Genomic DNA, 26,169 nt, shown 5'->3' on the forward strand with positions numbered 1-26,169 from the left:
TCAGGAATGTTTACGGTCGTGGACCGCTCATCCCCCCGTCATCGTCAAGAGGACGCATTTCACAATGAAGCAGTCTGCTGCCAAGACCCTCGGTGTCGCCGCTCTCGGAGCCGCTTTCGCCGCCGCCGGTGCCGGCGCCGCGAACGCTGCCCCGGCCGTCCCCGACGCCGCCGACACCGTAGGTTCCGTGACCTCCGCCCTGCCGCTCCAGGATGTGGCGTCGACGCTGCCCGCGGGTGGCGCCGAGTCCCTGGCCGCCGGGCAGAACGCGGTGGCCAACGGCCTGACCACGGCCTCGCCCGTCGTCGACCAGGTCACGCAGGGCGCCCTGCCCGGTGACGACGGCGGCGACCCCGTCTCCGGGCTGCTCGGCGGCCTGCCGGTCGCCGGTGGGCTCGGCGGCTGATCCACGGCTTACGGGCTACGGCCCGGGCTTACGTCGAAGGGGCGCACCCGCGATATCGCGGGTGCGCCCCTTCGACGTGTGGAGTACTGGCTTCTGGGACGGAGGCCGTCACCAGGCCTGACGGGTCTTGTTCTCGCTCGGGAACAGGATCCACAGCGCGATGTAGAGCAGGAACTGCGGCCCCGGCAGCAGGCAGGACAGCACGAAGATCACGCGCATCGTGGTCGCGGAGGTGCCGAAGCGCCGGGCGAGGGCTGCGCACACTCCGCCGATCATCCGGCCGTTGGTGGGGCGGGCAAGGGCGGTCATGGTGGGCTCCTTCGCGAACCGTAGGTCTTCGATGTGGGTGCTTCGTCGTGGTGCTTCTTGGCGGTGCTTCTTGCTTACGTCTTCGAAGGTACGGCGACGAACGGGGCAAAGCGTCAGCTCACGGGGCGATGCCGACCCTGGAAATCGTCGGGGTCGGACCCTGAGCCGGTTCCTTCGGGGGCAGGGGCGGGCGCTCGGCCCGGTGGCGGAGCCGGGACCGCAGGGCGGGCACCACGAGGAGGTGGGCGAGGGCGACGCCGGCCGTGTTCAGGAACAGCGAGTCGATGTCCACGACCTGGCCCGGCACGCCGGTCTGCAGCAGTTCGATGCCGAGCGAGATCAGGGCGGCCACGGCGACCGTACGCAGTAGTGAACCCCACAGCGATACGTAGACGCGGCCGTCGGCGACGGGCAGCAGAACGCCCAGCGGGGCGAGCAGCGCCAGGCCCTCGCCGATCCGCAGGGTCGCCTCGCGCCAGCCGAGGGCGAGGTCGGAGCGGATGCCGGCAAAGGGGTGCAGGTTCGCGGCGCTCACCCAGGGGACGTCCAGGGGGCGCAGCGTGAACCAACCGACGAAAAGGAGATGCGCGGCGAGAAGGATGAACCCTGCCGCACGGAAACGGACGGCGGCCCTGTGGCCGCCCGAGCGATGGCGCTGCACGCCCCCCTAGACGCAGGGCGCGGGAGGATCGGTTCCGCGACTCCCGTGCCCGGGGTGACCGGATTTTCCGCCCTCCGCCTCCGCGGCCCGGCACCGTGACTTCCTACCGGCACCGCCCGGGCGCCCGGCACCGTGGCTTCGGCCCGGTACCGACCCGGGCGCCCTCCGTCTCCGCTGCCCGGCACCGGGGTCTTCGGCCTGCGCCGCTCCCCGGTCATCTCCCACCCGCCCGCCCCCTCCGGGGGCTTCGGCCCCCGTCTTGGCGCCTTCTCGTGGCTGACGCCTGTCGTTTCCGGTGTACGGCACTGTGGCTTCGGGCCGGCGCCGCGCTCGGTGCCCGTGGTCTCTGTTGCCCGGTGCTGGGGCTGCGGGCCGGTGCCGCCCCCGCGCCCGTGGTTTCGTCGCCCGGCGCCGGAGTGTTGGGCCTGCCCCGCTTCCCGGTCATCTCCCACCCGCCCGCCCCCTCCGGGGGCTTCGGCCCCCGTTCAGCCGTCTCCTCGGGGTCGGCGCCCGTCGTCCGTGCAGCCCGTACCGGGGCCGCCTTGCCCACCCTGCCGCCCCAGGCGGCAGATTGCCCAAGGCGTGTGGCGTTGACCGTCTCGGGTGGGGAGCCGGGCTGCGGTGGGTTGGCGCAGGCGTGTGGGGTTGATCGCCTCGGGTGGGGAGTCGGGGCGGCGGCAGGTTGCCCAGGGCGGGTGGGGTTGGCCGTTTCGGGTGGGGAGCCGGGCTGGTGGCAGATTGCCCGAGGGGGCGTCTCGGGTGGGGAGTCGGGGTGGTGGCGGAGGGGGGGGGCAAGTGAGTCGCGTTGGACGTCAGTTGTCGGAGGGCAGGGCGTTGGGGGCGGCATGGTGGTCGAAATGGGGGGCGTGTGTCGTCGAGAGGTGGCCGTCTTGCAGGGGGCGGGCGGGGGTTCTTCGTCGGGGAGTTGGGGTGGTTCGGAGGCAGGTGTGTCATGTCGTCCTCGTGCCCCCCCCCGAGGGGCCCGGCTGTCTGGGTGCGCCCGGTAGGTTCAAGCGGCAGAGGAGACCGTGGTGTTGTCGGTGCGGGGCAGGAGGAGGTAGGTCAGGGTCAGGCCGGTCAGGCTCAGCGTGGCCCCGGCCAGTCCGGTCCAGCGGAGCGCACCCGCGGCCACGAGGAGTCCGCCGAGGGCGGATCCGGTGGCTGCGCCAAGGTTGAACGCGCCGACGTTGACGGACGTCGCCAGGTTCGGGGCCGCCCCGGCATGGTGCAGGATCAGGCCCTGCAGGGGAGCGATGGTGGCGGTGGCGAGCAGGCCCAGGACGAGGACGGCGAGGACGGCGGTGGGCTGCCAGGCGGCGGCGAACGGCATGGTCGCCAGCACACCGGTCAGGCCGCCGAACACACCGCGTACGGTCGCGGACATGGACTTGTCGGTCAGCTTGCCCGCGGCCAGGTTGCCCAGGAAGCTGCCGGCGCCGTAGGCGAGCAGCAGGGCGGAGACGGCGGCCGGGGAGAAACCGGCGACGCGGGTGAGCAGCGGCGCGATGTAGGTGAACACGACGGAGACCCCGGAGAAGCCGACCGCGGTGGTGGCGATGGCCAACAGCACCGGCCTGCGGGTCACCACCCGCAACTCGTCGCGCAAGCTCGTGGCGGGAGCCTGCTGCCTGGGCAGCACCAGCGCCAGCAACGCGACGGCGGCCAGGGTGAGCGCGGTGAGCACCGCGAAGGGCGCACGCCAACCAGCGGCATGCCCCAGCAGCGAACCCAGTGGCACGCCGAGCAAAGTGGCCACGGTGAACCCGGAGGCCACGGTGGCAATCGCCGATCCGGTCCTGTTCTCGGGAACCACGCCGGTGGCCATCACCAGCGCCAGCGCCAGGAACGCGGCGTGGCTGAGCGAGGAAACCAGCCGCCCGGCCAGCAGCAGTCCGAACGAGGGTGCCAGCGCGCTCAGCGCGCTGCCCACGGCAAACAGCAGCATCAGCCCGATCGCCAGGCCCTTGCGCGGCAGCCGCGCGGTCGCCACGGTCACCACGGGGCCGCCGATGACCACGCCGAGCGCGTAGGCGGTCACCGCCTGCCCCGCGGTGCCCTGCGAGACCTGAAGGTCCGCGCCCACTTCGGGCAGCACGCCCGCGACCAGGTACTCCGACGTACCGATAACGAAGACGCTCGCGCACAAGGCCGCGAGCGAAGCAACACTCTTTGTCATGCCGGTTGTCATGCCGGGAAAGGTAAAGTCTCACATCGGTGTGAGAGTCAAGTGGCATTGGGGAGGGTCGCGTGCGGATCGGGGAGCTGTCCCGCAGGACCGGCGTACACGAACGGCTGCTGCGCTACTACGAGGAGCAGCAACTGCTGCGGCCCGCGCGGCGTCCCAGCGGCTACCGCGAGTACGAGGAGGCGGACGTGGACACCGTGCGCCGCGTCCGCAGTCTGCTCGCCGCCGGTCTGAACACCGCCACCATCGCCACGATCCTGCCCTGCCTGCGCGACGAGGGCGAGCGTCTGGTGCCGACCTGCTCCGACCTCCTCGCCGATCTGCTCAAGGAGCGCGAGCGGATCGACAAGGCCATCACCGACCTGGAGATCTCCCGGTCCGCGCTCGACGACGTCATCGAGGCCGCCCCCGCACGGTGACCGGGTCCCGCTGTCAGGGGAGGGTTTTGGAAGGGGCGGGGAGGAGGCCGGGGCGGGCCTTCAGGGCGTCGGTGCAGGTGTATTCGCGGAGTGGGGCGGCGGCGGTGGGGCCGCCGAGGACGACGTGGTCGTCGTCCTCGGCCGTGGCCTCGCTGTTGGCGAAGGTGCAGACGATCTGAGCCAGGGCGTAAGGGGAGAGGTCGTCGGGCGCGGTGCTCAGGCGGAGTGCGTCCGTGGGGTCGTCCGTCAGTGGGCCCGAGACCTTGAGCCCGGAGCGGACGTCCGTCGTGTAGCCCGCCGACTTCTCCTCGCCCGAGGGAGCCGCCTCCAGCTGGTCCAGGAGCTCCCGCGCGACCACGACCCGGTCGGAGGACTGGCCGCGCTCCAGCGTGATGGTCCGGTCGACCGTCACCAGCTGCGACGTACAGACCAGATACACCTGCACCGGGAACTCGCCGCCGGCCTGCGCCCCCACCTCGTCCGACCCCGAGAGGGCGCACCCCACGCGCGTGGGCGCGGCACCGAAGTCGGTCGGTACCTCCGTGGGCCGGATCCCGCACCCGGCGAGCAGGGGCGAGGACATGGCCAGGAGACCGAGCAGGCCCAGCAGGCGTACGTTCCGCCTCACTTGGTGGCACCGCCTTCCCGCGCACCGGTGCCCGAGTCCGTGCCCGAGTCCGTGCCCGACTCCGACTCCGAATCCGTGTCGGAGTCCGTGTCCGTGGTGTCCTCGTCCGTCGCGGAGGTGAGCGGGCTCGCGTCGCGCGGCAGGTGCAGCGTGAACACGGCGCCCCCTTCGGGGGAGTTCGCGGCGCCGATCCTGCCTCCGTGGATCCGCGCGTTCTCCATGGCGATGGACAGGCCGAGGCCGCTGCCCTCCGAGCGGGGCCGCGAGGCGCTCGCCTTGTAGAAGCGGTCGAAGACGTGCGGCAGGACCTCCTCCGGGATGCCGGGGCCGTGGTCGCGTACGGAGATGACGATGTCCTCGCCCTCCACACGCACCGAGACCCGCACCGGGGAGCCGCCGTGCTTCAGCGCGTTGCCGATCAGGTTCGCGAGGATCACGTCGAGGCGGCGCGGGTCGAGGCGGGCCGTGATGCCGCGTTCGGCGTCCAACTCCACGGCGTCCAGCCAGGCACGCGCGTCGATGCAGGCGGTGATCTGGTCGGCGAGGTCGACATCGTCGAGGACGAGTTTCGCGCTGCCCGCGTCGAAGCGGGTGACCTCCATGAGGTTCTCTACGAGGTCGTTGAGGCGGCGGGTCTCGCTGACGACGAGACGTACGGCCGGTTCGATCATGGGGTCGACGGAGCCGGTCTCGGCGTCCAGTTCCTCCTCCAGGACCTCCGTCACCGCCGTGATCGCGGTCAGCGGCGTACGCAGCTCGTGCGACATGTCGGCGACGAAGCGGCGCGAGGACTCGTCGCGGGCGCGCATGTCCGCGACCTGCTTCTCCAGGTTCTCCGCCGTCTTGTTGAACGTACGGGAGAGCTCGGCGAGTTCGTCCGTGCCGGACACGCGCAGCCGCGTGTTCAGCTTGCCCTCGCCGAGGCGGCGCGCCGCGACCCCGAGCCGGTGCACCGGCTTGAGCACGGTCGTGGCCGCGGCCTGCGCGAGCAGCGCGGAGCCGACGAGCGCGAGAGCGGTCGCGATGCCGAGCGACCAGGCGAGGGAACTCAGATCCTTGGCCTCCGGTTCGAGGGACTTGAGCATGTAGCCGGTCGGGCCGTCGTCCACGGTGGCGCCGCCGACCAGGTACGGGGTGTCGTCCTGCGTGATCCGCTGCCAGTACAGGTGGTACGCGTGCTTGTTGCCGTCGTCGACGGGCTGCTTCTTGGTCACCGCGTCCCGCAGCGACTTCGGCACATCACCGATGGTGAAGGCGTCGAGATCCGAATTGCCCACGACCTCGCGGCCGTTCTCGTCCTCCGCCATCAGCAGCACACTGAAGTGCTGGCTGCTGCCCGCCATCAGGTTCGCCGCGTGCTGCAACTCGCCCTGCGTGGGCTCCTCGGGCAGCACCGCCGCCCGGTTCTGCATCTCCTGCTTGAAGTCGCTGAGCGCCGCGTCCTGCGTGCGCGTAAGGACGGCCTCACGATTCAGCCAGTACGCGATCCCCGACGCGGACACCGCGGCCGTCAGGGCCACGAGCGCGAACACGACGACCAGGCGCAGGCGCAGGCTGGTGAAGCGCAGGCCGGCGAGGAGCGCCTTCTTCGCCGCACCCGCGGCCCGGAGCTTGTCGTGCGGTTTCGTCACTGAGGCGTGTCCAGCCGGTAGCCCACGCCACGCACCGTACGGATCAGGGTCGGTGACGACGGTACGTCCTCGACCTTCGCGCGCAGCCGCTGTACGCACGCGTCGACGAGCCGCGAGTCGCCCAGGTAGTCGTGCTCCCAGACGAGGCGCAGCAACTGCTGCCGGGACAGGGCCTGTCCGGGCCGCCGGCTCAGTTCGAGCAGCAGGCGCAGCTCGGTGGGCGTCAGTTGCAGGTCCTCGCCGTTCTTCGTCACGGTCATCGCGGCCCGGTCGATCACCAACGAGCCGAACGCGGCGGCGTCGTTGGCCTCCCGCTCGCCGCGTCGCAGCACCGCGCGGATCCGCGCGTCGAGGACGCGCCCCTGCACCGGCTTCACGACGTAGTCGTCCGCACCGGATTCGAGGCCCACCACGACGTCGATGTCGTCGCTGCGCGCGGTCAGCAGGATGATCGGCAGTTGGTCGGTGCGCCGGATGCGGCGGCAGACCTCGAAACCGTCGATGCCGGGCAGCATCACATCGAGCACGATCAGATCGGGCCGCTGCTCGCGCAGCAGCTTCAGACCGTCCTCTCCGGTGGCAGCGGTGGCAACCCGATGGCCCTGGCGCGTAAGAGACAGCTCCAGGGCCGTACGGATGGCGTCGTCGTCCTCGATCAGCAACAGGGAAGGCACAGGCGCCATTCTGGCCCATCAGGGGCCTTCAGTTCGACCGAGTGTGCGCGTCAGGTGCGCGGAAGCGGCGTCCAGGGAGCCTTCCTCCACATGTGCTCCCCATGATGACGACCGCTGTGACAGGCCTGTGACAGTCGACGGACACCGCCATGAAGTCGGCCAGGCAAGCTTTTGGTCATCGCGAAGAACGACCGCGACGACGAAAACACGCAGGAAGTATTCGGTACTCCACGACGGGGGGCGCGAGATGAACACGCTGCACAGCACCACCTCAAGCGCGGTTGTCACGCGTCTGCACGACATGGGCCGAGTGGTTTCCGAGCGTCACGAGAAGTCCGGTGCCGTGAGCGGGCGGGGGTGCGCTCGCGGCGCCGGGCGTCAGCACACCGGTTTCATGACGGTGGTTGACGCGCGGGAGACGGTGGCCGAGGGGGGTCACGGGGGAGCCGCGTACAGGGAGGACTCGGGGGAGCAGCGTCGGACGTCCTTGTCGGAGGCCGAGTTCACGGCCTACGTCCAGGAGCGCCGCGCCTCCCTGTACGCAACCGCCTACCACCTCACCGGTGACCGTTTCGAGGCCGAGGACCTGCTGCAGAGCGCCCTCTTCTCGACGTACCGGGCCTGGGACCGGATCAGCGACAAGGCGGCCGTGGGTGGTTACCTGCGCCGCACCATGACGAATCTGCACATCAGCGCGTGGCGCCGCCGCAAGCTGAACGAGTACCCGACCGAGGAGCTGCCGGAGACGGTCGGCGACACGGACGCGATGCGCGGCACCGAGCTGCGCGCGGTCCTGTGGCAGGCCCTGGCCCGGCTCCCCGAACTCCAGCGCACCATGCTGGTCCTTCGTTACTACGAGGGCCGTACGGACCCGGAGATCGCGGAGATCCTCGACATCAGCGTGGGCACGGTGAAGTCCAGCATCTGGCGCTCGCTGCGGCGACTGCGCGACGACGAGGTGCTGAGCTTCGGCCGTGACCAGGAGGAGTCCTTCGGCGAACTCGTCGCCTGAAGGCAGGGGGGAACGGGGCCCTGTTCGGGGGAGCGGGGTTCTGTGTACGGGGGATCAGTACAGGGGGAGCAAGTTACGGGGGAGCAAGTCACGGGGGAACGAGTACGGGGGAGTGGGCGGGATCGGAAGGCCGGGGGGTCTTTCCGGTCCCGTTCCGCATGCGCGGGCTCGGCACATCAATCTCTTGCGGCGCTTGAGCCGCGGGCTCGGCACATCAATCCCTTGCGGCGTTTTGAGCAGCGAGGTCCGCACATCAAGCCCCTGCGGCGATTGAGCAGCGGGGTCCGGGGCGGAGCCCCGAGACGTCAACCCCGTTACGGCGCACGAATTCCCGTTACGCGGCGCGAGCCTTCACGCAGCGGCCCGCCGCCGCAGCCGCGACGCGGCCCAGCGCTTCCTCCTTGCCGCAGGCGTGCGCGCCGAGCGCCACGTGGCGCGCCACGATCGACCGTTCCGTACGCATCAGACGCCAGCCGCGCCGCAGCAGGAACGGCACCGACTTGCGGCCCTCCTTGAGGTCGCGGAGCAGCCGCCGCCGGAACGTCGTGGACGGCCGGCCGCGCAGGCACAGCGCGTCGGCCAGCACCCCCAACTCCCGGCACCGCTCCACGATGTCCGCCGCGAAGATCCCCTCCGCGACGAACAGCGGCGTCCGCTCGATGTCCAACGTCTCCTCGCCCACCCGCGAGCTGGACGCGATGTCGTACACGGGAACGCTCGTCCGCCCCTTCGCGCACAGCGCGCCGATCGCGGCGAGCGCGGCCTCGGCGTCCCAGGACAGCGGCGAGTCCCAGTCGATGTCCGAAGTACCGGGCACCAGCGGCAGCGTGGGGTCCCCCGTCTCCTTGTAGAAGTCGTCGAGGCACAGGACGGGCAGCCCGGAGCGGGCGGCGAACGACGATTTGCCGGAGCCCGAGGGGCCGGAGAGCAGGACGACCCGTGTCGGTATCGGAGGATGCGAACTCACGAGACACCAGTGTGCGGCATGGCGGGCGTGGTGAGTCCCCCGCGTGGTGCCGTTGTGGCGCGCACCACCGCAACTACCGTGTGCGTACACGTGATTACGCAAACGAAAGGCTCGGGCGGAACGTCATGGCACGACACACGGACTCCACCTCATCGACCGCCGTGCGGCGCGCCCTGCTGCGCGTTGGGCTCACTGTGACGGCGGCCGGTGCGGCTGTCGGGGCGGGGGGTGCGGCGGCGAGTGCGGCGCCGGATCCGTCGCCCTCGCAGTCGTCGGCGGGTGACACGAATCTGGAAGCGGCGGCCGGGGGCGTGTCCACGGCGCTGCATTCGGCCACGGCGAACGGGGTCGGGACGCTGAAGCGGTTGCAGTTGGATCCGTTGGCCGGGACGGGGACGGATCCGTTGGACAACGCGGTGGCGACGCAGGTGGCGGATTTCGCGCCGGTGAGTACGGCGGCGGTGACCGGGCCTGTGGCGTCGGGGGCGTCGTTGGAGGAGTTGCCGGTGGTGGGGCCCGCGACAGGTGTGCTGCCGGGCTGAGTCCTACGTCGCGGGGCCCTGCCCCGGACCCCGCTCCTCAAGCGCCGGAGGGGCTCGAGTGGTCTGAGGAGCGGGGCTCTTGGGGGTTTGGGGTCAGTACGAGGAGCCGGACGCGCCCAGGGAGCCCGTGGGGTGCCAGACCGTTTTCGTTTCCAGGAAGTGGGTCAGGCGGGAGGTGTCGGGGGTGGCGGCGAAGTCGTCCACAGGGTGTGGACGGCGGACGCGCTTGAGGTTGTCGGCCGCGGCGATCTCCAACTGCTTCGCCAGCTCGGCGTCCGCGCCCGTGAGGTCGATGCCGTTGACGTCCTGGTGCGCGGCCAGGGACGGCGCGATCTCCGCCGCCCTGCCGGTCAGGATGTTGACGACGCCGCCGGGAACGTCCGAGGTCGCGAGGACCTCGCCGAGGGAGAGGGCGGGCAGCGGGGACTTCTCGCTCGCGATCACGACGACCGTGTTGCCGGTCGCGACGACGGGGGCGACGACCGAGATCAGGCCGAGGAAGGACGAGTCCTGGGGGGCCAGGACCGCGACGACGCCGGTCGGTTCGGGGGTCGAGAGGTTGAAGAAGGGGCCCGCGACGGGGTTCGCCCCGCCGGCGACCTGGGCGACCTTGTCGGTCCAGCCCGCGTACCAGACCCAGCGGTCGATCGCCGCGTCCACGACGGCGGTCGCCTTCGACTTCCCGATGCCCTCCGCCTCGGAGACCTCGCGTACGAACTGCTCGCGGCGGCCCTCCAGCATCTCGGCGACGCGGTACAGCACCTGACCGCGGTTGTACGCCGTCGCGCCCTGCCAGCCGCCGAACGCCTTGCGGGCCGCGACCACGGCGTCACGGGCGTCCTTGCGGGACGACAGTGGCGCGTTGGCCAGCCACTCGCCGGTCTTGCCATCGGTCACTTCGTACACCCGGCCGCTCTCGGAACGCGGGAACTTCCCGCCGACGTACAGCTTGTAGGTCTTGAAGACCGAAAGACGCGTCTGCGACTCAGACATCGAGGTAGGCCTCCAGACCGTGGCGGCCGCCCTCGCGGCCGAAGCCCGACTCCTTGTAGCCGCCGAAGGGCGAGGTCGGGTCGAATTTGTTGAACGTGTTGGCCCAGACGACGCCCGCGCGCAGCTTGTTGGCGACGGCGAGGATGCGGGAGCCCTTCTCGGTCCAGATGCCCGCCGACAGGCCGTACTGCGTGTTGTTGGCCTTGGCGACGGCCTCGTCCGGCGTACGGAAGGTGAGCACGGAAAGGACCGGGCCGAAGATCTCGTCGCGGGCGACGGTGTGGGCCTGCGTGACGTTCGTGAAGAGCGTCGGGGCGAACCAGTAGCCCGAGGACGGGAGTTCGCAGGGGGCCGACCAGCGCTCGGCGCCCTCCGCCTCGCCCTGCTCGGTGAGTGCGGTGATGCGGGCGAGCTGCTCGGCGGAGTTGATCGCGCCGATGTCGGTGTTCTTGTCGAGCGGGTCGCCGAGTCGGAGGGTGGAGAGCCGCCGCTTCAGGCTGTCGAGCAACTCGTCCTGGATCGATTCCTGGACGAGGAGGCGGGAGCCCGCGCAGCAGACCTGGCCCTGGTTGAAGAAGATGCCCGTGACGATGCCCTCGACGGCCTGGTCGATGGGGGCGTCGTCGAAGACGATGTTCGCGCCCTTGCCGCCGAGTTCGAGCGTCAGCTTCTTGTCCGTGCCGGCGACGGTGCGCGCGATCTCCTTGCCGACGGCCGTGGAGCCGGTGAAGGCGACCTTGTTGACGTCGGGGTGGGCGGTGAGCGCCGCGCCCGTGTCGCCGTATCCGGGAAGGATGTTGACGACGCCCTTCGGCAGGCCCGCCTGGCGGCAGATGTCCGCGAAGAAGAGGGCGGACAGCGGGGTCGTCTCGGCGGGCTTCAGGACGACGGTGTTGCCGGTCGCGAGCGCCGGGGCGATCTTCCACGCCAGCATCAGGAGCGGGAAGTTCCAGGGGATGACCTGGCCCGCGACGCCCAGCGGCTTCGGGTCGGGGCCGAGGCCCGCGTGGTCGAGCTTGTCGGCCCAGCCCGCGTAGTAGAAGAAGTGCGCGGCTACGAGGGGGAGGTCGGCGTCCCGCGTCTCCTTGATGGGCTTGCCGTTGTCGAGCGTCTCCAGGACGGCGAGCTCGCGGCTGCGCTCCTGGATGATGCGGGCGATACGGAAGAGGTACTTGCCGCGCTCGGCGCCGGGCAGCGCCGACCACTTCTCGAAGGCCTTGCGGGCGGCCTTCACCGCGCGGTCCACGTCGGCCTCGCCGGCCTGCGCGACCTCGGAGAGAACCTCTTCGGTGGCGGGGGAGACCGTCTTGAAGACCTTGCCGTCGGCGGCGTCGGTGAACTCGCCGTCGATGAACAGGCCGTACGACGGCGCGATGTCGACGACCGAGCGGGACTCGGGCGCGGGCGCGTACTCGAATACGGATGCGTTGGTCATGGTGATCAGTCCACCGTCACGTAGTCGGGACCGGAGTAGCGGCCCGTCGCCAGCTTCTGACGCTGCATCAGCAGGTCGTTGAGGAGGGACGAGGCGCCGAAGCGGAACCAGTGGTTGTCGAGCCAGTCCTCGCCCGCGGTCTCGTTCACGATGACCAGGAACTTGACGGCGTCCTTGGAGGTGCGGATGCCGCCCGCGGGCTTCACGCCGACCTGTACCCCGGTGGCGGCGCGGAAGTCGCGTACGGCTTCGAGCATGAGGAGGGTGTTGGCGGGGGTGGCGTTGACGCCGACCTTGCCCGTCGACGTCTTGATGAAGTCGGCGCCCGCCAGCATGCCGATCCAGCTCGCGCGGCGGATGTTGTCGTACGTCGAGAGCTCGCCGGTCTCGAAGATGACCTTGAGGCGGGCGGCGCCCGAGGCCTCCTTCACGGCCCTGATCTCCTCGTAGACCTTCATGTAGTCGCCCGCGAGGAAGGCGCCGCGGTCGATGACCATGTCGATCTCGTCCGCCCCGGCCGCGACGGCCTCGCGTACGTCGCCGAGCTTGACGTCGAGGGCCGCGCGGCCCGCAGGGAAGGCGGTGGCCACGGAGGCGACCTTGACGTCCGTGCCGGCGACGGCGGCCTTCGCGGTGGCCACCATGTCGGGGTAGACGCAGACCGCGGCGGTGCGCGGGGCGGTGCGGTCCGTGGGGTCGGGGTTGATCGCCTTCGCGCCGAGGGCCCGGACCTTGCCCGGGGTGTCGGCGCCCTCGAGCGTCGTCAGGTCGATCATCGAGATGGCCAGGTCGATGGCGTACGCCTTCGCCGTGGTCTTGATGGAACGGGTCCCGAGCGAAGCGGCGCGCGCCTCCAGGCCGACCGCGTCCACGCCGGGCAGTCCGTGGAGGAAGCGGCGCAGGGTGCGCTCGGACGTGGTGACGTCCTGGTAAGCGGCGGGTGCGGGTGCAGAACTGGGCATGGTCACGAGGGGAGCATATCTACGCGCGTAGCGGCTTGTACAGGTCGGGGTTTACGGTTCCGGGCGGTCGTGGTCGCGGTCCCGGGGCGCGATCCTGGAGCTCGGTCGCGGGGCTTGACGCGTCGGGCACAATCAAGCCATGACGCACAGCGAGACCACGCCCCCGCAGGCCAGTGACCGGATCTATCGGTCTCCCGCCGGTATCGCGGGTGGCGTGCTGCTGCTGTTGATCGGGGCCTGGCTGGGGACCGACGCCGTGATCAACGGAACCGGGCGCACGCCGTGGACGGTCGTCGCCGTGCTGTTGTTCCTCGTGCCGCTCGTCGTCGCGTTCACCGTCCGGCCCGCGGTCTTCGGCAACGAGGAGCGGCTCCGGGTGCGCAACCCGTTCCGCGACGTGACGCTGCCGTGGGCCGCCGTCGAGAGCTTCAAGTCCGGGTACTCGAACGAGGTCGTCGACCAGGCGGGCACCAAGTACCAGCTCTGGTCCATCCCGGTCTCGCTGCGCGGCCGCCGCAAGGCGCAGCGCCAGCAACTGCGCGCCACGACGAAGGGCGACCGCGCCGCCACCACGGCGACCGTCACCCCCCGGTCCACCGGCGACCAGGCCATGGACGAACTGCGCGAACTCCACGCGACCCGCTCCGCGGCCGAGAACGCGCAGGGCGAGACGGCGGTCCGCTGGGCCTACGAAATCATCGCCCCGACCGTGCTCGGCGCCGCCCTCCTGGCGATCCTCACCGCCCTGTAACCCGGTCCAGCCCCTGCGGCACCCTCTTCAAGCCCCTGCGGCGCTTGAGCAGCGGAGTCCGGGGCGGAGCCCCGCGTCCGCAACGCCGGTTCGGCAAATCCAGCCCCGCCGGCGTTTGAGGCGCGGGGTCCGGGGCGGAGCCCCGAGACCGCAACGCCGGTTCGGCAAATCCAGCCCCGCCGGCGCTTGAGGCGCGGGGTCCGGGGCGGAGCCCCGCGTCCGCAACGCCGGTTCGGCAAATCCAGCCCCGCCGGCGCTTGAGGCGCGGGGTCCGGGGCGGAGCCCCGCGTCCGCAACCACGGGTGGGCGTGTCAGATGCCGGCCGCCACCGAGAGGTCCCGCTTCAGCGCCGCGAGCCGCTCCGCCGCGATGACCCGCGCCCCGGCCAACCCGGACCGCTCCGCCACTGGCACCACGACCTCCAGGTAACACTTCAACTTCGGCTCCGTACCGGACGGCCGCACCACCACCCGCGCCCCGTCCAACGCGTACCGCAGCCCGTCGGTGGGCGGCAGCCCACCCTCCCCCTCGGCGAGGTCGTCCGTGCGGGACACCGCGAGCCCGGCCAACTCCACCGGCGGCACCTCGCGGAGCCTGCGCATCGCGTCCGCGATCACGGACAGGTCCTCGACCCGCACGCTCAACTGGTCCGTGGCGTGCAGCCCATGGGCCAGCGCCAGGTCGTCGAGCGCGTCGAGCAACGTACGGCCCTGCTCCTTCAGCTCGCTCGCCAGCTCGGTGACGAGCAGCGCCGCCGTGATGCCGTCCTTGTCGCGTACGCCCTCGGGGTCGACGCAGTAGCCGAGCGCCTCCTCGTAGCCGTAACGAAGGCCCTCGACGCGCGCGATCCACTTGAACCCGGTCAGCGTCTCCTCGTACGGCAACGAAGCCGCGTCCGCGATCCGGCCCAGCAGCGATGACGACACGATCGACTCGGCGAGGACGCCGGTCGCGCCCCGCTTCACCAGGTGCGCCGCGAGCAGCGCGCCCACCTCGTCGCCGCGCAGCATCCGCCACGCGTCCCCGTCGCGGACGGCGACGGCGCAGCGGTCCGCGTCGGGGTCGTTGGCGATGATGAGGTCGGGCGTCTCGGCCTGCGCGCGGGCCGTCGCGAACGACAGGTCCATCGCCCCCGGCTCCTCCGGGTTCGGGAACGCGACCGTGGGGAAGTCCGGGTCGGGCTCGGCCTGTTCGGGCACGAGCACCGGCTCCGGGAAGCCCGCCCGCGCGAACGCGGCGAGCAGCGTGTCCTTGCCGACGCCGTGCATCGCCGTGTAGACGGCGCGGGCCGACCGCGGCGAGCCCTCGGCCAGGACCGCGTCCGTGCGCGCCAGGTACGCCTGGAGGACCTCGTCGCCGAGCGTCTCCCAGCCCGACTCCGCGCGCGGTACGTCGTTCAGGGACGCCACCGCGTCGATCTCGGCGGCGATCTCCGCGTCGGCGGGCGGCACGATCTGGGAGCCGTCGCCGAGGTAGACCTTGTAGCCGTTGTCGCGCGGCGGGTTGTGCGAGGCCGTGACCTCGACGCCCGCGACCGCGCCCAAGTGCCGTATGGCGAAGGCGAGTACGGGGGTGGGGAGCGGGCGGGGGAGGACCGCGGCGCGCAGCCCGGCCCCCACCATCACCGCGGCCGTGTCGCGGGCGAAGTCGGCCGATTTGTGGCGGGCGTCGTAGCCGATGACGACCGGGCCGTCCGTCTGGCCCTTGGCCTTCAGGTACGCGGCGAGGCCCGCGGCGGCGCGGATGACCACGGCGCGGTTCATGCGCATGGGTCCTGCGCCCAGTTCGCCGCGGAGGCCGGCGGTGCCGAACTGGAGGGTGCCGGCGAAGCGTTCGGCGATGGCCTCGGTGTCGTCGGCCTCGATGAGCTTGGCGAGTTCCTCGCGGGTTTCCGGGTCCGGGTCCTCCGCGAGCCAGGTCTTCGCCCGGTCGAGGGTTGCGCTGCCAGATACGGTCACGGTTCGCATTCCTTCGGGGAGTTGTCGGCCCGCCCGCACGGGGTTGACGCCTCGGGGCTCTGCCCCGGACCCCGCGCCTCAATCGCCGGCGGGGCTTGATTTTCCGGACCGGCGCTTGATTTTCCGGACCGGCGCTTGAATGGCCGGGCCGGGGTCAGATCTTTGCGAGGACCTTGGTCAGGAGGTCGCCCATGGCGGAGGCCGAATCGCGGCCGGCCTGGAGGACCTCTTCGTGGTTGAGGGGTTCGCCGGAGAGGCCCGCCGCGAGGTTGGTGACGAGGGAGATGCCGAGGACCTCCGCGCCCGCCTCGCGGGCCGCGATGGCCTCCAGGGTGGTGGACATGCCGACGAGGTCGGCGCCGAGGATGCCGGCCATCCGGACCTCGGCGGGGGTCTCGTAGTGCGGGCCGGTGAACTGGGCGTAGACGCCCTCTTCGAGGCTCGGGTCGATCTCCTTGCACAGCGCGCGCAGGCGGGGGGAGTACAGGTCCGTCAGGTCGACGAAGTTGGCGCCGACGATCGGGGAGGCCGCGGTCAGGTTGATGTGGTCGGAGATGAGCACCGGCTGGCCGGGGCGCATGCCCTGGCGCAGGCCGCCGCAGCCGTTGGTGAGCACGATGGTCTTGCAGCCCGCGGCGGCGGCGGTGCGCACGCCGTGCGCGACCGCGGCGACGCCACGGCCCTCGTAGAAGTGCGTGCGGCCCAGGTAGACCAGGGCGCGCTTCTCGCCGACCTGGTACGAGCGGACCTTGCCGCCGTGGCCCGCCACCGCCGCACCGGTGAAGCCGGGCAGCTCGGTGAAGGGGAATTCGGCGACGGGCTCGCCGAGCGCCTCGGAGGCCGGCGCCCAGCCGGAGCCCATCACGAGGGCGACGTCGTGGGTCTCGGCCCCCGTCAGCTCGCGCAGCCGCGCGGCTGCGGCGTCGGCGGCGGCGTACGGGTCGGCCAGGACGTTGTCCGGAGTAAGAGAAGCGTTCACGTCGACGAGGGTAGCCTGTCGTTGCCTACGCGCGTAGATGTCGGAGGTCACGTCCTTGGGATCGTTGCCTTGTCGTTTCCGACAACCAGGGACGCCGGTCCGGCCTCAGCAGGGCCTTTTGCGGAGTTCCATCGCGTAGTCGTGCGGCGCGCCCGCCGATTCCGCCGCGTCGGCGATCTCGCCGAGATAGCGCGCGGAGGGCAGGCCGCCCTCGTAGCCGTTCAGTACGTAGACCCACGCGGGCTCCTCGCCCTCCAGGGTGTCCACGCGGACCCGCATCCGCCGGTAGATGTCGAGGCCGACACCCTCCCAGCGGTCCATCGAGTCCTCGTCCATCGGGGCGATGTCGTACAGCGCGACGAAGACCTGTGAACGCGGCGCCTCGACGATGGTGGCGAGCGCGCCCTCCCAGCCCATGTGCTCGCCTCCGAACGTGAGCCGCCAGCCGTTCAGCCAGCCGGTCGCGCGCAGCGGCGAGTGCGGGGCGCGGCGCGTCATGAGCCGCGCGTCGAGATTGCCGGCGTACGCGGCGTAGAGCGACATGGAATCGAGAGTACGTCAGACGGCCCAGGTGTCTCGTGAGTAACGGAAGCACCCCTCTTAAGAGGAGATACGCGTTCATGACGTCCGGACGGGGGCCCCGGCTCTGTGCGGGCTTGAAGCGTGCGGGACAATGGAGTACGTGACTCGGATCGTGATCATTGGCGGCGGACCTGGCGGATACGAGGCGGCACTGGTGGCCGCGTCCCTCGGCGCGGAGGTGACCGTCGTCGACTGCGACGGCCTCGGCGGGGCGTCGGTGCTCACCGACTGCGTACCGTCGAAGACCTTGATCGCGACCGCCGAGGTGATGACCACCTTCGACTCCTCGTACGAAGAACTCGGCATCATCGTCGAGGACGACACCCCGGACCCGGACAGCCCGGCCCGCGTCGTCGGTGTGGACCTCGGCAAGGTCAACCGCCGTGTGAAGCGCCTCGCGCTCGCCCAGTCCCACGACATCACCGCTTCCGTCACGCGCGCGGGTGCGCGCGTGATGCGCGGCAAGGGGCGCCTCGACGGTCAGCAGGCGCTCGACGGCTCCCGCAAGGTGATCGTCACCGCCGCCGACGGCACCGAGGAGACCCTCGTCGCCGACGCCGTGCTGCTGTGCACCGGCGGCCACCCGCGCGAGCTCGCGGACGCGCAGCCGGACGGCGAGCGGATCTTCAACTGGACGCAGGTGTACGACCTGGACGAGCTCCCCGAGGAGCTCATCGTGGTCGGTTCCGGTGTCACCGGTGCCGAGTTCGCCGGCGCGTATCAGGCGCTCGGTTCGAAGGTCACGCTCGTCTCGTCGCGCGACCGCGTGCTGCCGGGCGAGGACCCGGACGCGGCGGCCGTCCTGGAGGACGTGTTCCGGCGCCGCGGCATGAACGTCATGGCCCGCTCCCGCGCCGCCTCCGCCAAGCGCGTCGGCGACCGCGTCGAGGTCACGCTCTCCGACGGCCGGGTCATCACCGGTACGCACTGCCTGATGGCCGTCGGCGCCGTGCCCAACAGCGAGGGCCTCGGCCTGGAGGAGGCGGGGGTGAAGCTGAAGGAGTCCGGACACATCTGGACCGACAAGGTCTCCCGCACCACCGCTCCCGGCGTGTACGCGGCCGGTGACGTGACCGGCGTCTTCGCCCTCGCGTCCGTCGCCGCGATGCAGGGCCGCATCGCGATGTACCACTTCCTGGGCGACGCGGTGACGCCGCTGAACCTCAAGACGGTCTCGTCGAACGTCTTCACCGACCCGGAGATCGCGACCGTCGGCTACACGCAGGCCGACGTCGACTCCGGGAAGATCGACGCCCGCGCCGTCAAGCTGCCGCTGCTGCGCAACCCGCGCGCGAAGATGCAGGGCATCCGGGACGGCTTCGTCAAGATCTTCTGCCGTCCGGGTACGGGGATCGTGGTCGGCGGAGTGGTCGTCGCGCCGCGCGCTTCGGAACTGATCCACCCCATCTCGATCGCGGTCGACAACAATCTGACGGTCGAGCAGATCGCGAACACGTTCACCGTGTACCCCTCGCTCTCCGGCTCGATCGCCGAAGTGGCGCGGCAGCTGCACACGCGGAAGATCGCCGAAGAGAGCTGACGTACGGCTGAATTCCGCCAACGGGCCGCAGGTCACGGTGAGTTGCGGCCCATGCGGGGGGCATAGGCGATGCGGGTAGGCGCGGTGTCGCGCCTATACCACCTCTACCGTTCCGGTGTGAACAGAATCTGTAATTCGGCGCAAACTGCTGAAACCAGACGGTCGTTGGGGTTACTGTCAGTTTCGTGTTCGCTGCAGAACGTCGTCAATTGATCCTCGAAATGGTGCGAGCCAACGGAGCCGTTTCGCTCCGTGAGCTCGCCCGCGTCGTCCAGACCTCTGAAGTGACCGTACGGCGGGACGTGCGCGCACTGGAGGCAGAAGGACTCCTCGACCGCCGGCATGGCGGTGCGGTATTGCCGGGCGGATTCACGCGGGAGTCCGGCTTTCCGCAGAAGTCACATCTCGCGACCGCAGAGAAGACGGCCATCGCCGATCTCGCCGCGGGTCTCGTCGAAGAGGGCGAGGCCATCGTGGTGGGCGCGGGGACGACCACGCAGGAGCTGGCCCGCCGGCTCGCGCGTGTGCCGGGGCTGACCGTCGTCACCAACTCCCTCCTGGTGGCGCAGGCGCTCGCCCACGCCAACCGCGTCGAGGTCGTCATGACCGGTGGCACGCTGCGGGGTTCCAACTACGCGCTGGTGGGCAGCGGGGCGGAGCAGTCCCTTCAGGGGCTGAGAGTCTCCCGCGCCTTCCTGAGCGGCAGCGGCCTGACCGCCGAGCGCGGCCTGTCCACGTCCAACATGCTGTCGGCGTCCGTGGACCGGGCGCTCGTGCAGGCGGCGTCCGAGGTCGTCGTGCTCGCGGATCACTCCAAGCTCGGTACGGACACGATGTTCCAGACCGTGCCGACCGATGTGATCACGCGGCTCGTGACCGATGAGCCTCCGACGCACGACGACCGGGCCGCCACGGAGCTTCAGGCCTTGGCCGATCAGGGTGTGCAGGTCGCTGTCGCGGGGGCCGGGGCGGAGGAGTCGCCCGGGGGCGGCGAATCCGTCCCGGCGCGTCAGGCGCGGCGGGATGTGCCGTTGCCGGGGCAGCGGAGGGGGCAGCTTCCTGGTGGGGGCGGGCATTCGTTGCGGAGCGCTGCCGCGTTGGACGTGGGCCCGGACCGCCCGGCCCGCGTCGCCGACCTCCGCCGCCGCTGACGTCAAAGGCCGGGGCTCCGCCCCGGACCCCGCTCCTCAATCGCCGGAGGGGCTGGAAAGATCAAGCCCCTGCGGCGATTGAGCAGCGGGGTCTGGGGCAGCGCCCCAGGGGCGTCACCACGGTGCCGTGGGTCAGTCCGTGATGCCGCGGAGCGTGAGGCGCAACAGTCGATCCGCCAACCCCGGGTCCGACGGAGTCTCCTCCGCCGCGAGCGCGATCGCGTTCGTGAGCTGCAGGAGATCCGTGATGGAGACGTCGGACCGCACCGCCCCCACCCGCTGCGCTCGCGAGAGCAACGCCTGGCCCGCCTCCCGCATGGGATCACTGCACCGCGCCAGCGCCGAACTCGCGTCCTGCGACGCCGACATGAGGGCCCGCGAAAGCCCCCGGTATTCGCTCGCGTGCGTGATGATCTCGCGCAGCCAGGTGACGAGCGCCGCGCACGGCTGCGGGGCGTCGAGCAGCGCACGGGACCGGTCGAGCAGGTCGCTCACCGCCTCCTCGAAGACCGCGCTCATCAGCGCGTGCCGGTTCGGGAAGTGCCGGTACAGCGTGCCGATGCCGACCCCGGCACCCCGCGCCACATCCTCCAGGGACGCCCCCGTGCCGTGCTCGGCGAACGCGATACGGGCCTGGGCGAGCAGCCGATCGTAATTGCGGCGCGCGTCGGCGCGCATCCGGCGCGAGCGATCGTGCTCGGCTGTCGTCATCGGGCCTCCCTGGGCGTACGCCGGCTTTCAAGGATGCCCGATCGCCGCGCTGGAGCGGCGCGGAGGGCAAAGGCACGGCCGAGGGCCCGTCGACCGCACCGGTCGACGGGCCCTCGGCGTACGCCTGTTGTGGGCTTGTGGGCTTGTGGGCGTCAGTCCTTGATCTCGCAGATCGCGGCGCCCGACGTGAGCGAGGCGCCGATCTCGGCGGACAGGCCCTTGATGGTGCCCGACTTGTGGGCATTCAGGGGCTGTTCCATCTTCATGGCCTCCAGGACGACGACGAGGTCGCCCTCCTTGACCTCCTGGCCCTCCTCGACCGCGATCTTCACGATCGTGCCCTGCATCGGGGAGGCGAGGGTGTCGCCGGAGACGGCCGAGCCGGACTTCTTGGCGGCGCGGCGCTTCGGCTTGGCTCCCGCGTTGAGGCCCGTACGCGCCAGGGACATGCCCATCCCGGCCGGGAGGGAGACCTCCAGGCGCTTGCCGCCGACCTCGACGACGATGTTCTCGCGGCCCGCCTCGTCCTCGTCCTCACCGGCCGCCGGGGCGGCGAACGGCTCGATGTCGTTGACGAACTCGGTCTCGATCCAGCGGGTGTAGATCGTGAACGGGTCCTCGCCGCCGGTCAGTTCGGGGGCGAAGGCCGGGTCGGTGACGACCTTGCGGTGGAAGGGGATGGCGGTCGCCATGCCCTCGACGTCGAACTCGGCCAGGGCGCGCGCGGAGCGCTCCAGGGCCTCCTTGCGGGTGCGGCCCGTGACGATCAGCTTGGCGAGCAGGGAGTCCCACGCCGGGCCGATGACCGAGCCGGACTCGACGCCCGCGTCCAGGCGGACACCGGGTCCTGCGGGCGGGTCGAACTTCGTGACGGTGCCGGGCGCGGGCAGGAAGTTCCGGCCCGGGTCCTCGCCGTTGATGCGGAACTCGAAGGAGTGGCCGCGCAGTTCGGGGTCGTCGTAGCCGAGCTCCTCGCCGTCCGCGATACGGAACATCTCGCGTACGAGGTCGATGCCGGCGACCTCCTCGGTGACCGGGTGCTCCACCTGGAGGCGGGTGTTGACCTCCAGGAAGGAGATCGTGCCGTCCGCGCCGACCAGGAACTCGACCGTTCCCGCGCCGACGTAACCGGCCTCCTTCAGGATCGCCTTCGAGGACGAGTACAGCTGCTCCAGCTGCGCCTCGTTCAGGAACGGGGCCGGGGCCTCCTCCACCAGCTTCTGGTGGCGGCGCTGCAGCGAGCAGTCACGGGTCGACACGACCACGACGTTGCCGTGCTGGTCGGCCAGGCACTGCGTCTCCACGTGGCGCGGCTTGTCGAGGTAGCGCTCGACGAAGCACTCGCCGCGGCCGAACGCCGCGACGGCCTCGCGCACCGCGGAGTCGTACAGCTCGGGGACCTCTTCGAGGGTGCGGGCGACCTTCAGGCCGCGGCCGCCGCCACCGAACGCGGCCTTGATCGCGATCGGCAGGCCGTGCTCCTCGGCGAACGCCACGACCTCGTCGGCGCCCTCCACCGGGTCCGGGGTGCCCGCGACCAGCGGGGCGCCCGCGCGCTGCGCGATGTGCCGCGCGGCGACCTTGTCGCCGAGGTCACGGATGGCGTGCGGCGGCGGACCGATCCAGATCAGGTTCGCGTCGAGGACGGCCTGGGCGAACTCGGCGTTCTCCGACAGGAATCCGTACCCGGGGTGGATCGCGTCCGCGCCGGAGTCCTTGGCGGCCTGCAGCACCTTGGCGATGTCCAGGTAGCTGCTCGCCGGGGTGTCGCCGCCAAGGGCGAAGGCCTCGTCGGCCGCACGGACGTGCAGGGCGTCCCGGTCCGGCTCGGCGTAGACGGCAACGCTCGCGATCCCCGCGTCCCGGCACGCCCGGGCCACGCGGACAGCGATTTCGCCACGGTTGGCGATGAGCACCTTGCGCACGATGGCTCCCTCCTTGCTGTGTCTTCCCGGGGGCATCCCCCGGACCCCCGGCCGTGCTCGCCCGAGCCGGGGCGGTCGGCGGGTCACCGTGAAGCTTGACTCACTGAAACAAGCTGAGTTTAGGGACTGCCGACACGGCGCCACGACCCGTCCCCAAGGGTGAGCTTGCCCACACGGAGTGTCACTCGGGGCTCGCTCGACCCGTGAAATCCCTTGTCGCGCCTGGATATGCGCGATCCCTCACGGCCACCCTAGCCCGGCCCTGTGGCCAAGGTCTCTGTGAGACCGTGCTGCGCCCCATCGGCATTCTTTGTGGAGTCCCTACGAATGGCCCAACGATTCTTTGCCTTCCGCAGAACCCTTGTCCGGAGGTTTACCCGTTAGTAGCGTTCGGGATGTCTTGGCCGTACTAGCGGTAACAGTCAGCGGAAGTGGGTGGGACCGGTGGCACGGAGGCCGGTGGCGTGGGTGGCCGCGATCGTGTTGATCGTGGAGGCGTTCGGGATCGTTCTCCTGAACTGGTTCCTCGGCCTGGTGGTCGACAACCAGGACATGTCCCTCGCGGGGCTCGACCCGCGGGCGATGTCGACGGGCGCGTGGATAGCGGGCGGCCTGTTCGGGCTCTATCTGGTGCTGTGCGGGATCGTGCTCGCGCGCACCGCGATCACTGACCGGGCGCCCGGCGGATTCGGGCGGATCCTGCTGATCAGCGCGGCCGTCGTGCACGGACTGCTGGGCGCGTTCTCGATCAGCCTGGTGGGCTGGTTCAGCTTCGTACTGCTGATGGTCGTGCTCGCCCTGCTGGTGCTGACGCTGGTGGCGTACGACCGGCAGGGACACGAGCACGGGAACGAACAGGGGAACCAGCAGGGGGAGCAGGGCCCGGCTACTCCGCCGGCGCCCACAACTCCGTGATGCCGACGCCCAGTTCGGCGAGGAGGCGGCGGACCAGCGGCAGCGAGAGGCCGATCACGTTGCCGTGGTCGCCGTCGATGCCGTCGATGAACGGGGCGGAGCGGCCGTCCAGGGTGAACGCGCCCGCCACGTAGAGGGGTTCGCCCGTCGCCACGTACGCGGCGATCTCCGCGTCGCTCGGCTCGCCGAAGCGGACGACGGTGGAGGCGGTGCCGGAGGAGTACCGGCCGCTCGCCGTGTCGTACACGCAGTGGCCCGTCTGGAGCGTTCCGGCCCGGCCGCGCATCGACTTCCAGCGGGCCGTGGCCTCCTCGGCGTCGGCGGGCTTGCCGAGCGCCTCGCCGTCGAGGTCGAGCACGGAGTCGCAGCCGATGACGACGGCGCCGCCGGCCTCCGGCCGCGCCGCGACCACGGAGGCCTTGGCCTCGGCGAGGGCGAGGGCGAGTTCGGCGGGCGTCGGGGCCGTCACGGCGTCCTCGTCGACCCCGCTGACGATCACCTCGGGGGCGAACCCGGCCTGCCGCAGCAGACCGAGACGGGCGGGGGACTGGGAGGCCAGGATCAGGCGGCGTGGAGCAGTCATGCGCCTCAGGTTATCCACGGCGGCGCTACCCGAACCCCAGCATCAGGAACAGGGCGACCATGGCCAGAGCCACGACGAAACCCGCGCGCCGCAGCATCGCCTGCGTTTCGCGGAGCTCCTCTGGGGGCTCGTCATCGGGGTCGGACCACAGCACATACAGCATGGTGGTGCCCGCGCGAGCGGGGCGCCTGAGTACGCGTACTCAGGCGCCCCGGTACGTAGGGACTAATTCACGCGGGCCGGTACTCGGGCCCGTACGTGGTCACGACGGCCAGTACGTACGCGACCAGCTCGACGCCCCAGGCGCCGGCAGCCGGTGCCTGGCGATGCGGGAGGGGTCGGACCACGCGCCCGCCGCGTCCCGGTCCGCCGCTTCGGCCGGGGCGTCCGGGACCGCCGCGGCGCGGGCCTGCACCACCGCGAGCGCGGCGGCCAGCTCCTCGGGGGTCGGATTGCCCCGTACGACCTTGATCATCACAGCGGCGCTCCTTACAGCGGGATGTTGCCGTGCTTCTTCGGGGGCAGGGATTCCCGCTTCGTACGCAGCTGACGCAGGCCGCGCACCACGTGCGAGCGGGTGTCGGAGGGCATGACCACGGCGTCGATGTAGCCGCGCTCGGCCGCCGTGTAGGGGTTGAGGAGGGTGTCCTCGTAGTCCTGGATGAGCTGGGCGCGGGTCTCCTCGACGTTCCCGTCGGCCTCGGCCGCCGCGATCGTCTTGCGGTGCAGGATGTTGACCGCGCCCTGCGCGCCCATGACGGCGATCTGCGCGGTGGGCCAGGCCAGGTTGAGGTCGGCGCCCAGGTGCTTGGAGCCCATGACGTCGTACGCGCCGCCGAAGGCCTTGCGCGTGATGATCGTGATGAGCGGCACGGTGGCCTCGGCGTACGCGAAGATCAGCTTGGCGCCGCGCCGGATGATGCCCTCGTGCTCCTGCTCGACGCCCGGCAGGAAGCCCGGCACGTCGACGAAGGTCAGCACCGGCACATTGAAGGCGTCACACGTCCGAACGAACCGCGCGGCCTTTTCGCTCGCGTGGATGTCGAGGCAACCGGCGAACTGCATCGGCTGGTTGGCGACGATGCCGACCGGGCGGCCCTCGACGCGGCCGAAGCCGGTGATGATGTTCGGCGCGAACAGCGACTGCGTCTCGAAGAAGTCGGCGTCGTCCAGGACGTGCTCGATCGCCGTGCGCATGTCGTACGGCTGGTTCGCGCTGTCCGGGATGAGGGTGTCGAGCTCGCGGTCCTCGTCGGTGAGTTCGAGGTCGGCCTCCTCGGGGAAGGCGGGCGGCTCGCTCAGATTGTTCGACGGGAGGTAGGACAGCAGCGACTTGATGTACTCGATCGCGTCCTTCTCGTCACCCGCCATGTGGTGCGCGACACCGGAACGGCTGTTGTGCGCGCGGGCGCCGCCCAGCTCCTCGAAGCCGACGTCCTCACCGGTGACCGTCTTGATGACGTCGGGCCCGGTGATGAACATGTGGCTGGTCTGGTCGACCATGACCGTGAAGTCGGTGATGGCGGGGGAGTAGACGGCGCCGCCCGCGCACGGGCCGACCACGAGCGAGATCTGCGGGATGACACCTGACGCGTGCGTGTTGCGGCGGAAGATCTCGCCGTACATGCCGAGGGCCATGACGCCCTCCTGGATGCGGGCGCCGCCGGAGTCGTTGATGCCGATGACCGGGCAGCCGGTCTTCAGCGCGAAGTCCATCACCTTCATGATCTTCTGCCCGAAGACCTCGCCGAGGGCCCCGCCGAAGACCGTGAAGTCCTGCGAGAACACGGCCACGGGGCGGCCGTCCACGGTCCCGTATCCGGTCACGACACCGTCGCCGTACGGCTTGTTGGCATCGAGGCCGAAGTCCGTGGAGCGGTGCCGGGCGAACTCGTCCAGCTCCACGAAGGAGTCCTCGTCGAGCAGCAGCTCGATCCGCTCACGTGCGGTCAACTTGCCTTTGGCGTGCTGCTTTTCGACCGCGCGGGCGGACCCGGCGTGGGTCGCCTCGTCGATCCGGCGCCGCAGATCCTCGATCTTGCCTGCGGTGGTGTGGATGTCGATCTGCGCTGTCGGCTGTTCCAACTCGGACATCGGGATGCGGCTCCCTGCCTGCTTCGACGCTGCTCACGGGGGACGGTTCGGGGGTGGGTGGGGGATGGTTCAAAAGGGGGAGTGGGGCTACTGATTCGTAGCGTAGTGGCCTGAATACCGTTCAGCAGTGCGGTCTTTGCCACACCTAGGCTGGGT

27 protein-coding genes are annotated in these 26,169 nt (G+C 70.8%); 8 read left to right on the top strand and 19 right to left on the bottom strand.

The window, feature by feature from the left end; all coding sequences use genetic code 11:
- Window positions 1-64 precede the first annotated feature (64 nt).
- The gene (locus RBJ65_RS03470) at window positions 65-406 is read left to right on the top strand and encodes an ATP-binding protein (protein ID WP_306317726.1); all 342 of its coding nucleotides are present in this window, start codon (window positions 65-67) and stop codon (window positions 404-406) included.
- 108 nt (window positions 407-514) lie between these two features.
- Here the strand turns inward: RBJ65_RS03470 and RBJ65_RS03475 are convergent, their stop codons facing one another.
- From RBJ65_RS03475 to RBJ65_RS03485, 3 genes are all read right to left on the bottom strand, one after another.
- Entirely contained in the window at window positions 515-715 is a 201-nt protein-coding gene (locus tag RBJ65_RS03475) for a PspC domain-containing protein (RefSeq protein WP_306317727.1), read from the bottom strand.
- A gap of 118 nt (window positions 716-833) precedes the next feature.
- Entirely contained in the window at window positions 834-1,376 is a 543-nt protein-coding gene (locus RBJ65_RS03480; RefSeq protein WP_306317728.1) for a VanZ family protein, read from the bottom strand.
- Between the two features lie 1,009 nt (window positions 1,377-2,385).
- Window positions 2,386-3,564, bottom strand: coding sequence for an MFS transporter (locus RBJ65_RS03485; protein ID WP_306317729.1), 1,179 nt, complete (start codon window positions 3,562-3,564; stop codon window positions 2,386-2,388).
- A gap of 59 nt (window positions 3,565-3,623) precedes the next feature.
- On the opposite strand from RBJ65_RS03485, the gene RBJ65_RS03490 reads away from it, so the two are divergent.
- Complete coding sequence (locus RBJ65_RS03490; protein WP_306317730.1) at window positions 3,624-3,980, top strand: MerR family transcriptional regulator; 357 nt, start codon at window positions 3,624-3,626, stop codon at window positions 3,978-3,980.
- Between the two features lie 13 nt (window positions 3,981-3,993).
- Here the strand turns inward: RBJ65_RS03490 and RBJ65_RS03495 are convergent, their stop codons facing one another.
- Genes RBJ65_RS03495 through afsQ1 form a run of 3 tightly spaced genes read right to left on the bottom strand, consistent with a single transcriptional unit; the run spans window position 3,994 to window position 6,913 of the window.
- Window positions 3,994-4,563, bottom strand: coding sequence for a hypothetical protein (locus RBJ65_RS03495; protein ID WP_372341223.1), 570 nt, complete (start codon window positions 4,561-4,563; stop codon window positions 3,994-3,996).
- 41 nt (window positions 4,564-4,604) lie between these two features.
- Entirely contained in the window at window positions 4,605-6,239 is a 1,635-nt protein-coding gene (locus tag RBJ65_RS03500) for a HAMP domain-containing sensor histidine kinase (protein WP_306317732.1), read from the bottom strand.
- Window positions 6,236-6,913: a two-component system response regulator AfsQ1 gene (gene afsQ1 / locus RBJ65_RS03505; protein WP_179200974.1), complete on the bottom strand. Its 678-nt coding sequence runs from the start codon at window positions 6,911-6,913 to the stop codon at window positions 6,236-6,238. Before afsQ1 ends, RBJ65_RS03500 begins: the two co-directional genes overlap by 4 nt.
- 247 nt (window positions 6,914-7,160) lie before the next feature.
- Here afsQ1 and RBJ65_RS03510 point away from each other — a divergent pair, with 247 nt between their 5' ends.
- Window positions 7,161-7,925, top strand: a complete 765-nt coding sequence (locus RBJ65_RS03510; RefSeq protein ID WP_306317733.1) for a SigE family RNA polymerase sigma factor — start codon at window positions 7,161-7,163, stop codon at window positions 7,923-7,925.
- A 334-nt stretch (window positions 7,926-8,259) separates the two neighbouring features.
- Here the strand turns inward: RBJ65_RS03510 and RBJ65_RS03515 are convergent, their stop codons facing one another.
- Window positions 8,260-8,892 (bottom strand): ATP-binding protein, encoded by a 633-nt coding sequence (locus tag RBJ65_RS03515; RefSeq protein ID WP_306317734.1) that lies wholly within the window; start codon window positions 8,890-8,892, stop codon window positions 8,260-8,262.
- Between the two features lie 125 nt (window positions 8,893-9,017).
- On the opposite strand from RBJ65_RS03515, the gene RBJ65_RS03520 reads away from it, so the two are divergent.
- Window positions 9,018-9,434 (top strand): hypothetical protein, encoded by a 417-nt coding sequence (locus RBJ65_RS03520; protein WP_306317735.1) that lies wholly within the window; start codon window positions 9,018-9,020, stop codon window positions 9,432-9,434.
- Window positions 9,435-9,527: 93 nt separating this feature from the next.
- Here RBJ65_RS03520 and RBJ65_RS03525 read toward each other — a convergent pair whose 3' ends face one another.
- From RBJ65_RS03525 to deoC, 3 genes are read right to left on the bottom strand one after another with little or no spacing between them, the layout of a single operon-like run.
- A complete protein-coding gene (locus RBJ65_RS03525) occupies window positions 9,528-10,427 on the bottom strand; it encodes an aldehyde dehydrogenase (RefSeq protein ID WP_306317736.1) in 900 nt (299 codons plus the stop codon).
- Window positions 10,420-11,862, bottom strand: coding sequence for an aldehyde dehydrogenase family protein (locus tag RBJ65_RS03530; RefSeq protein WP_306317737.1), 1,443 nt, complete (start codon window positions 11,860-11,862; stop codon window positions 10,420-10,422). The genes RBJ65_RS03525 and RBJ65_RS03530 overlap by 8 nt, the downstream gene beginning before the upstream one ends.
- A 5-nt stretch (window positions 11,863-11,867) precedes the next feature.
- Window positions 11,868-12,824 (bottom strand): deoxyribose-phosphate aldolase, encoded by a 957-nt coding sequence (gene deoC / locus RBJ65_RS03535; RefSeq protein WP_306317738.1) that lies wholly within the window; start codon window positions 12,822-12,824, stop codon window positions 11,868-11,870.
- A 139-nt stretch (window positions 12,825-12,963) separates the two neighbouring features.
- On the opposite strand from deoC, the gene RBJ65_RS03540 reads away from it, so the two are divergent.
- On the top strand, window positions 12,964-13,575 hold the full coding sequence (locus tag RBJ65_RS03540) for a PH domain-containing protein (RefSeq protein ID WP_306317739.1): 612 nt from the start codon (window positions 12,964-12,966) through the stop codon (window positions 13,573-13,575).
- A gap of 311 nt (window positions 13,576-13,886) precedes the next feature.
- Here RBJ65_RS03540 and RBJ65_RS03545 read toward each other — a convergent pair whose 3' ends face one another.
- From RBJ65_RS03545 to RBJ65_RS03555, 3 genes are all read right to left on the bottom strand, one after another.
- Window positions 13,887-15,533 carry a phospho-sugar mutase gene (locus RBJ65_RS03545; RefSeq protein ID WP_306317740.1) on the bottom strand — a complete coding sequence of 549 codons (1,647 nt, stop codon included), beginning with the start codon at window positions 15,531-15,533 and terminating at the stop codon, window positions 13,887-13,889.
- 154 nt (window positions 15,534-15,687) lie between these two features.
- Window positions 15,688-16,512 carry a purine-nucleoside phosphorylase gene (locus RBJ65_RS03550; RefSeq protein ID WP_306317741.1) on the bottom strand — a complete coding sequence of 275 codons (825 nt, stop codon included), beginning with the start codon at window positions 16,510-16,512 and terminating at the stop codon, window positions 15,688-15,690.
- Window positions 16,513-16,617: 105 nt separating this feature from the next.
- Entirely contained in the window at window positions 16,618-17,055 is a 438-nt protein-coding gene (locus RBJ65_RS03555) for a gamma-glutamylcyclotransferase (protein ID WP_306317742.1), read from the bottom strand.
- Between the two features lie 130 nt (window positions 17,056-17,185).
- Between RBJ65_RS03555 and RBJ65_RS03560 the strand changes: the two genes are divergently transcribed.
- Entirely contained in the window at window positions 17,186-18,634 is a 1,449-nt protein-coding gene (locus tag RBJ65_RS03560) for an NAD(P)H-quinone dehydrogenase (RefSeq protein WP_306317743.1), read from the top strand.
- Between the two features lie 185 nt (window positions 18,635-18,819).
- Window positions 18,820-19,785, top strand: coding sequence for a DeoR/GlpR family DNA-binding transcription regulator (locus RBJ65_RS03565; protein ID WP_306317744.1), 966 nt, complete (start codon window positions 18,820-18,822; stop codon window positions 19,783-19,785).
- Window positions 19,786-19,917: 132 nt separating this feature from the next.
- Here the strand turns inward: RBJ65_RS03565 and RBJ65_RS03570 are convergent, their stop codons facing one another.
- Window positions 19,918-20,496 (bottom strand): TetR/AcrR family transcriptional regulator, encoded by a 579-nt coding sequence (locus RBJ65_RS03570; RefSeq protein ID WP_372341216.1) that lies wholly within the window; start codon window positions 20,494-20,496, stop codon window positions 19,918-19,920.
- Between the two features lie 152 nt (window positions 20,497-20,648).
- Complete coding sequence (locus RBJ65_RS03575) at window positions 20,649-22,421, bottom strand: biotin carboxylase N-terminal domain-containing protein (RefSeq protein ID WP_306317745.1); 1,773 nt, start codon at window positions 22,419-22,421, stop codon at window positions 20,649-20,651.
- Between the two features lie 444 nt (window positions 22,422-22,865).
- Here RBJ65_RS03575 and RBJ65_RS03580 point away from each other — a divergent pair, with 444 nt between their 5' ends.
- Entirely contained in the window at window positions 22,866-23,336 is a 471-nt protein-coding gene (locus RBJ65_RS03580) for a hypothetical protein (RefSeq protein WP_372341217.1), read from the top strand.
- Here the strand turns inward: RBJ65_RS03580 and RBJ65_RS03585 are convergent.
- From RBJ65_RS03585 to RBJ65_RS03600, 4 genes are all read right to left on the bottom strand, one after another.
- Complete coding sequence (locus RBJ65_RS03585; protein WP_306317747.1) at window positions 23,308-23,919, bottom strand: nucleoside triphosphate pyrophosphatase; 612 nt, start codon at window positions 23,917-23,919, stop codon at window positions 23,308-23,310. The two genes, RBJ65_RS03580 and RBJ65_RS03585, sit on opposite strands and share 29 nt — an antisense overlap.
- A gap of 25 nt (window positions 23,920-23,944) precedes the next feature.
- A complete protein-coding gene (gene mmpB, locus RBJ65_RS03590; protein WP_306317748.1) occupies window positions 23,945-24,073 on the bottom strand; it encodes a morphogenic membrane protein MmpB in 129 nt (42 codons plus the stop codon).
- 108 nt (window positions 24,074-24,181) lie between these two features.
- Complete coding sequence (locus RBJ65_RS03595; RefSeq protein WP_306317749.1) at window positions 24,182-24,397, bottom strand: acyl-CoA carboxylase subunit epsilon; 216 nt, start codon at window positions 24,395-24,397, stop codon at window positions 24,182-24,184.
- 11 nt (window positions 24,398-24,408) lie between these two features.
- Window positions 24,409-26,013 carry an acyl-CoA carboxylase subunit beta gene (locus tag RBJ65_RS03600; protein ID WP_306317750.1) on the bottom strand — a complete coding sequence of 535 codons (1,605 nt, stop codon included), beginning with the start codon at window positions 26,011-26,013 and terminating at the stop codon, window positions 24,409-24,411.
- Between the last annotated feature and the right edge of the window lie 156 nt (window positions 26,014-26,169).

Source organism: Streptomyces sp. KL109B, from assembly GCF_030766935.1.
Classification (GTDB): domain Bacteria; phylum Actinomycetota; class Actinomycetes; order Streptomycetales; family Streptomycetaceae; genus Streptomyces.

What these genes read in the sequence shown, in the direction of transcription:
- RBJ65_RS03470 (WP_306317726.1), top strand. Translation starts at nt 65, where the DNA reads ATGAAGCAGTCTGCTGCCAAGACCCTCGGTGTCGCCGCTCTCGGAGCC.
- RBJ65_RS03475 (WP_306317727.1), bottom strand. Translation starts at nt 715, where the DNA reads ATGACCGCCCTTGCCCGCCCCACCAACGGCCGGATGATCGGCGGAGTG.
- RBJ65_RS03485 (WP_306317729.1), bottom strand. Translation starts at nt 3,564, where the DNA reads ATGACAACCGGCATGACAAAGAGTGTTGCTTCGCTCGCGGCCTTGTGC.
- RBJ65_RS03495 (WP_372341223.1), bottom strand. Translation starts at nt 4,563, where the DNA reads ATGTCCTCGCCCCTGCTCGCCGGGTGCGGGATCCGGCCCACGGAGGTA.
- RBJ65_RS03510 (WP_306317733.1), top strand. Translation starts at nt 7,161, where the DNA reads ATGAACACGCTGCACAGCACCACCTCAAGCGCGGTTGTCACGCGTCTG.
- RBJ65_RS03520 (WP_306317735.1), top strand. Translation starts at nt 9,018, where the DNA reads ATGGCACGACACACGGACTCCACCTCATCGACCGCCGTGCGGCGCGCC.
- RBJ65_RS03525 (WP_306317736.1), bottom strand. Translation starts at nt 10,427, where the DNA reads ATGTCTGAGTCGCAGACGCGTCTTTCGGTCTTCAAGACCTACAAGCTG.
- RBJ65_RS03530 (WP_306317737.1), bottom strand. Translation starts at nt 11,862, where the DNA reads ATGACCAACGCATCCGTATTCGAGTACGCGCCCGCGCCCGAGTCCCGC.
- deoC (WP_306317738.1), bottom strand. Translation starts at nt 12,824, where the DNA reads ATGCCCAGTTCTGCACCCGCACCCGCCGCTTACCAGGACGTCACCACG.
- RBJ65_RS03540 (WP_306317739.1), top strand. Translation starts at nt 12,964, where the DNA reads ATGACGCACAGCGAGACCACGCCCCCGCAGGCCAGTGACCGGATCTAT.
- RBJ65_RS03555 (WP_306317742.1), bottom strand. Translation starts at nt 17,055, where the DNA reads ATGTCGCTCTACGCCGCGTACGCCGGCAATCTCGACGCGCGGCTCATG.
- RBJ65_RS03560 (WP_306317743.1), top strand. Translation starts at nt 17,186, where the DNA reads ATGGAGTACGTGACTCGGATCGTGATCATTGGCGGCGGACCTGGCGGA.
- RBJ65_RS03570 (WP_372341216.1), bottom strand. Translation starts at nt 20,496, where the DNA reads ATGACGACAGCCGAGCACGATCGCTCGCGCCGGATGCGCGCCGACGCG.
- RBJ65_RS03585 (WP_306317747.1), bottom strand. Translation starts at nt 23,919, where the DNA reads ATGACTGCTCCACGCCGCCTGATCCTGGCCTCCCAGTCCCCCGCCCGT.
- RBJ65_RS03600 (WP_306317750.1), bottom strand. Translation starts at nt 26,013, where the DNA reads ATGTCCGAGTTGGAACAGCCGACAGCGCAGATCGACATCCACACCACC.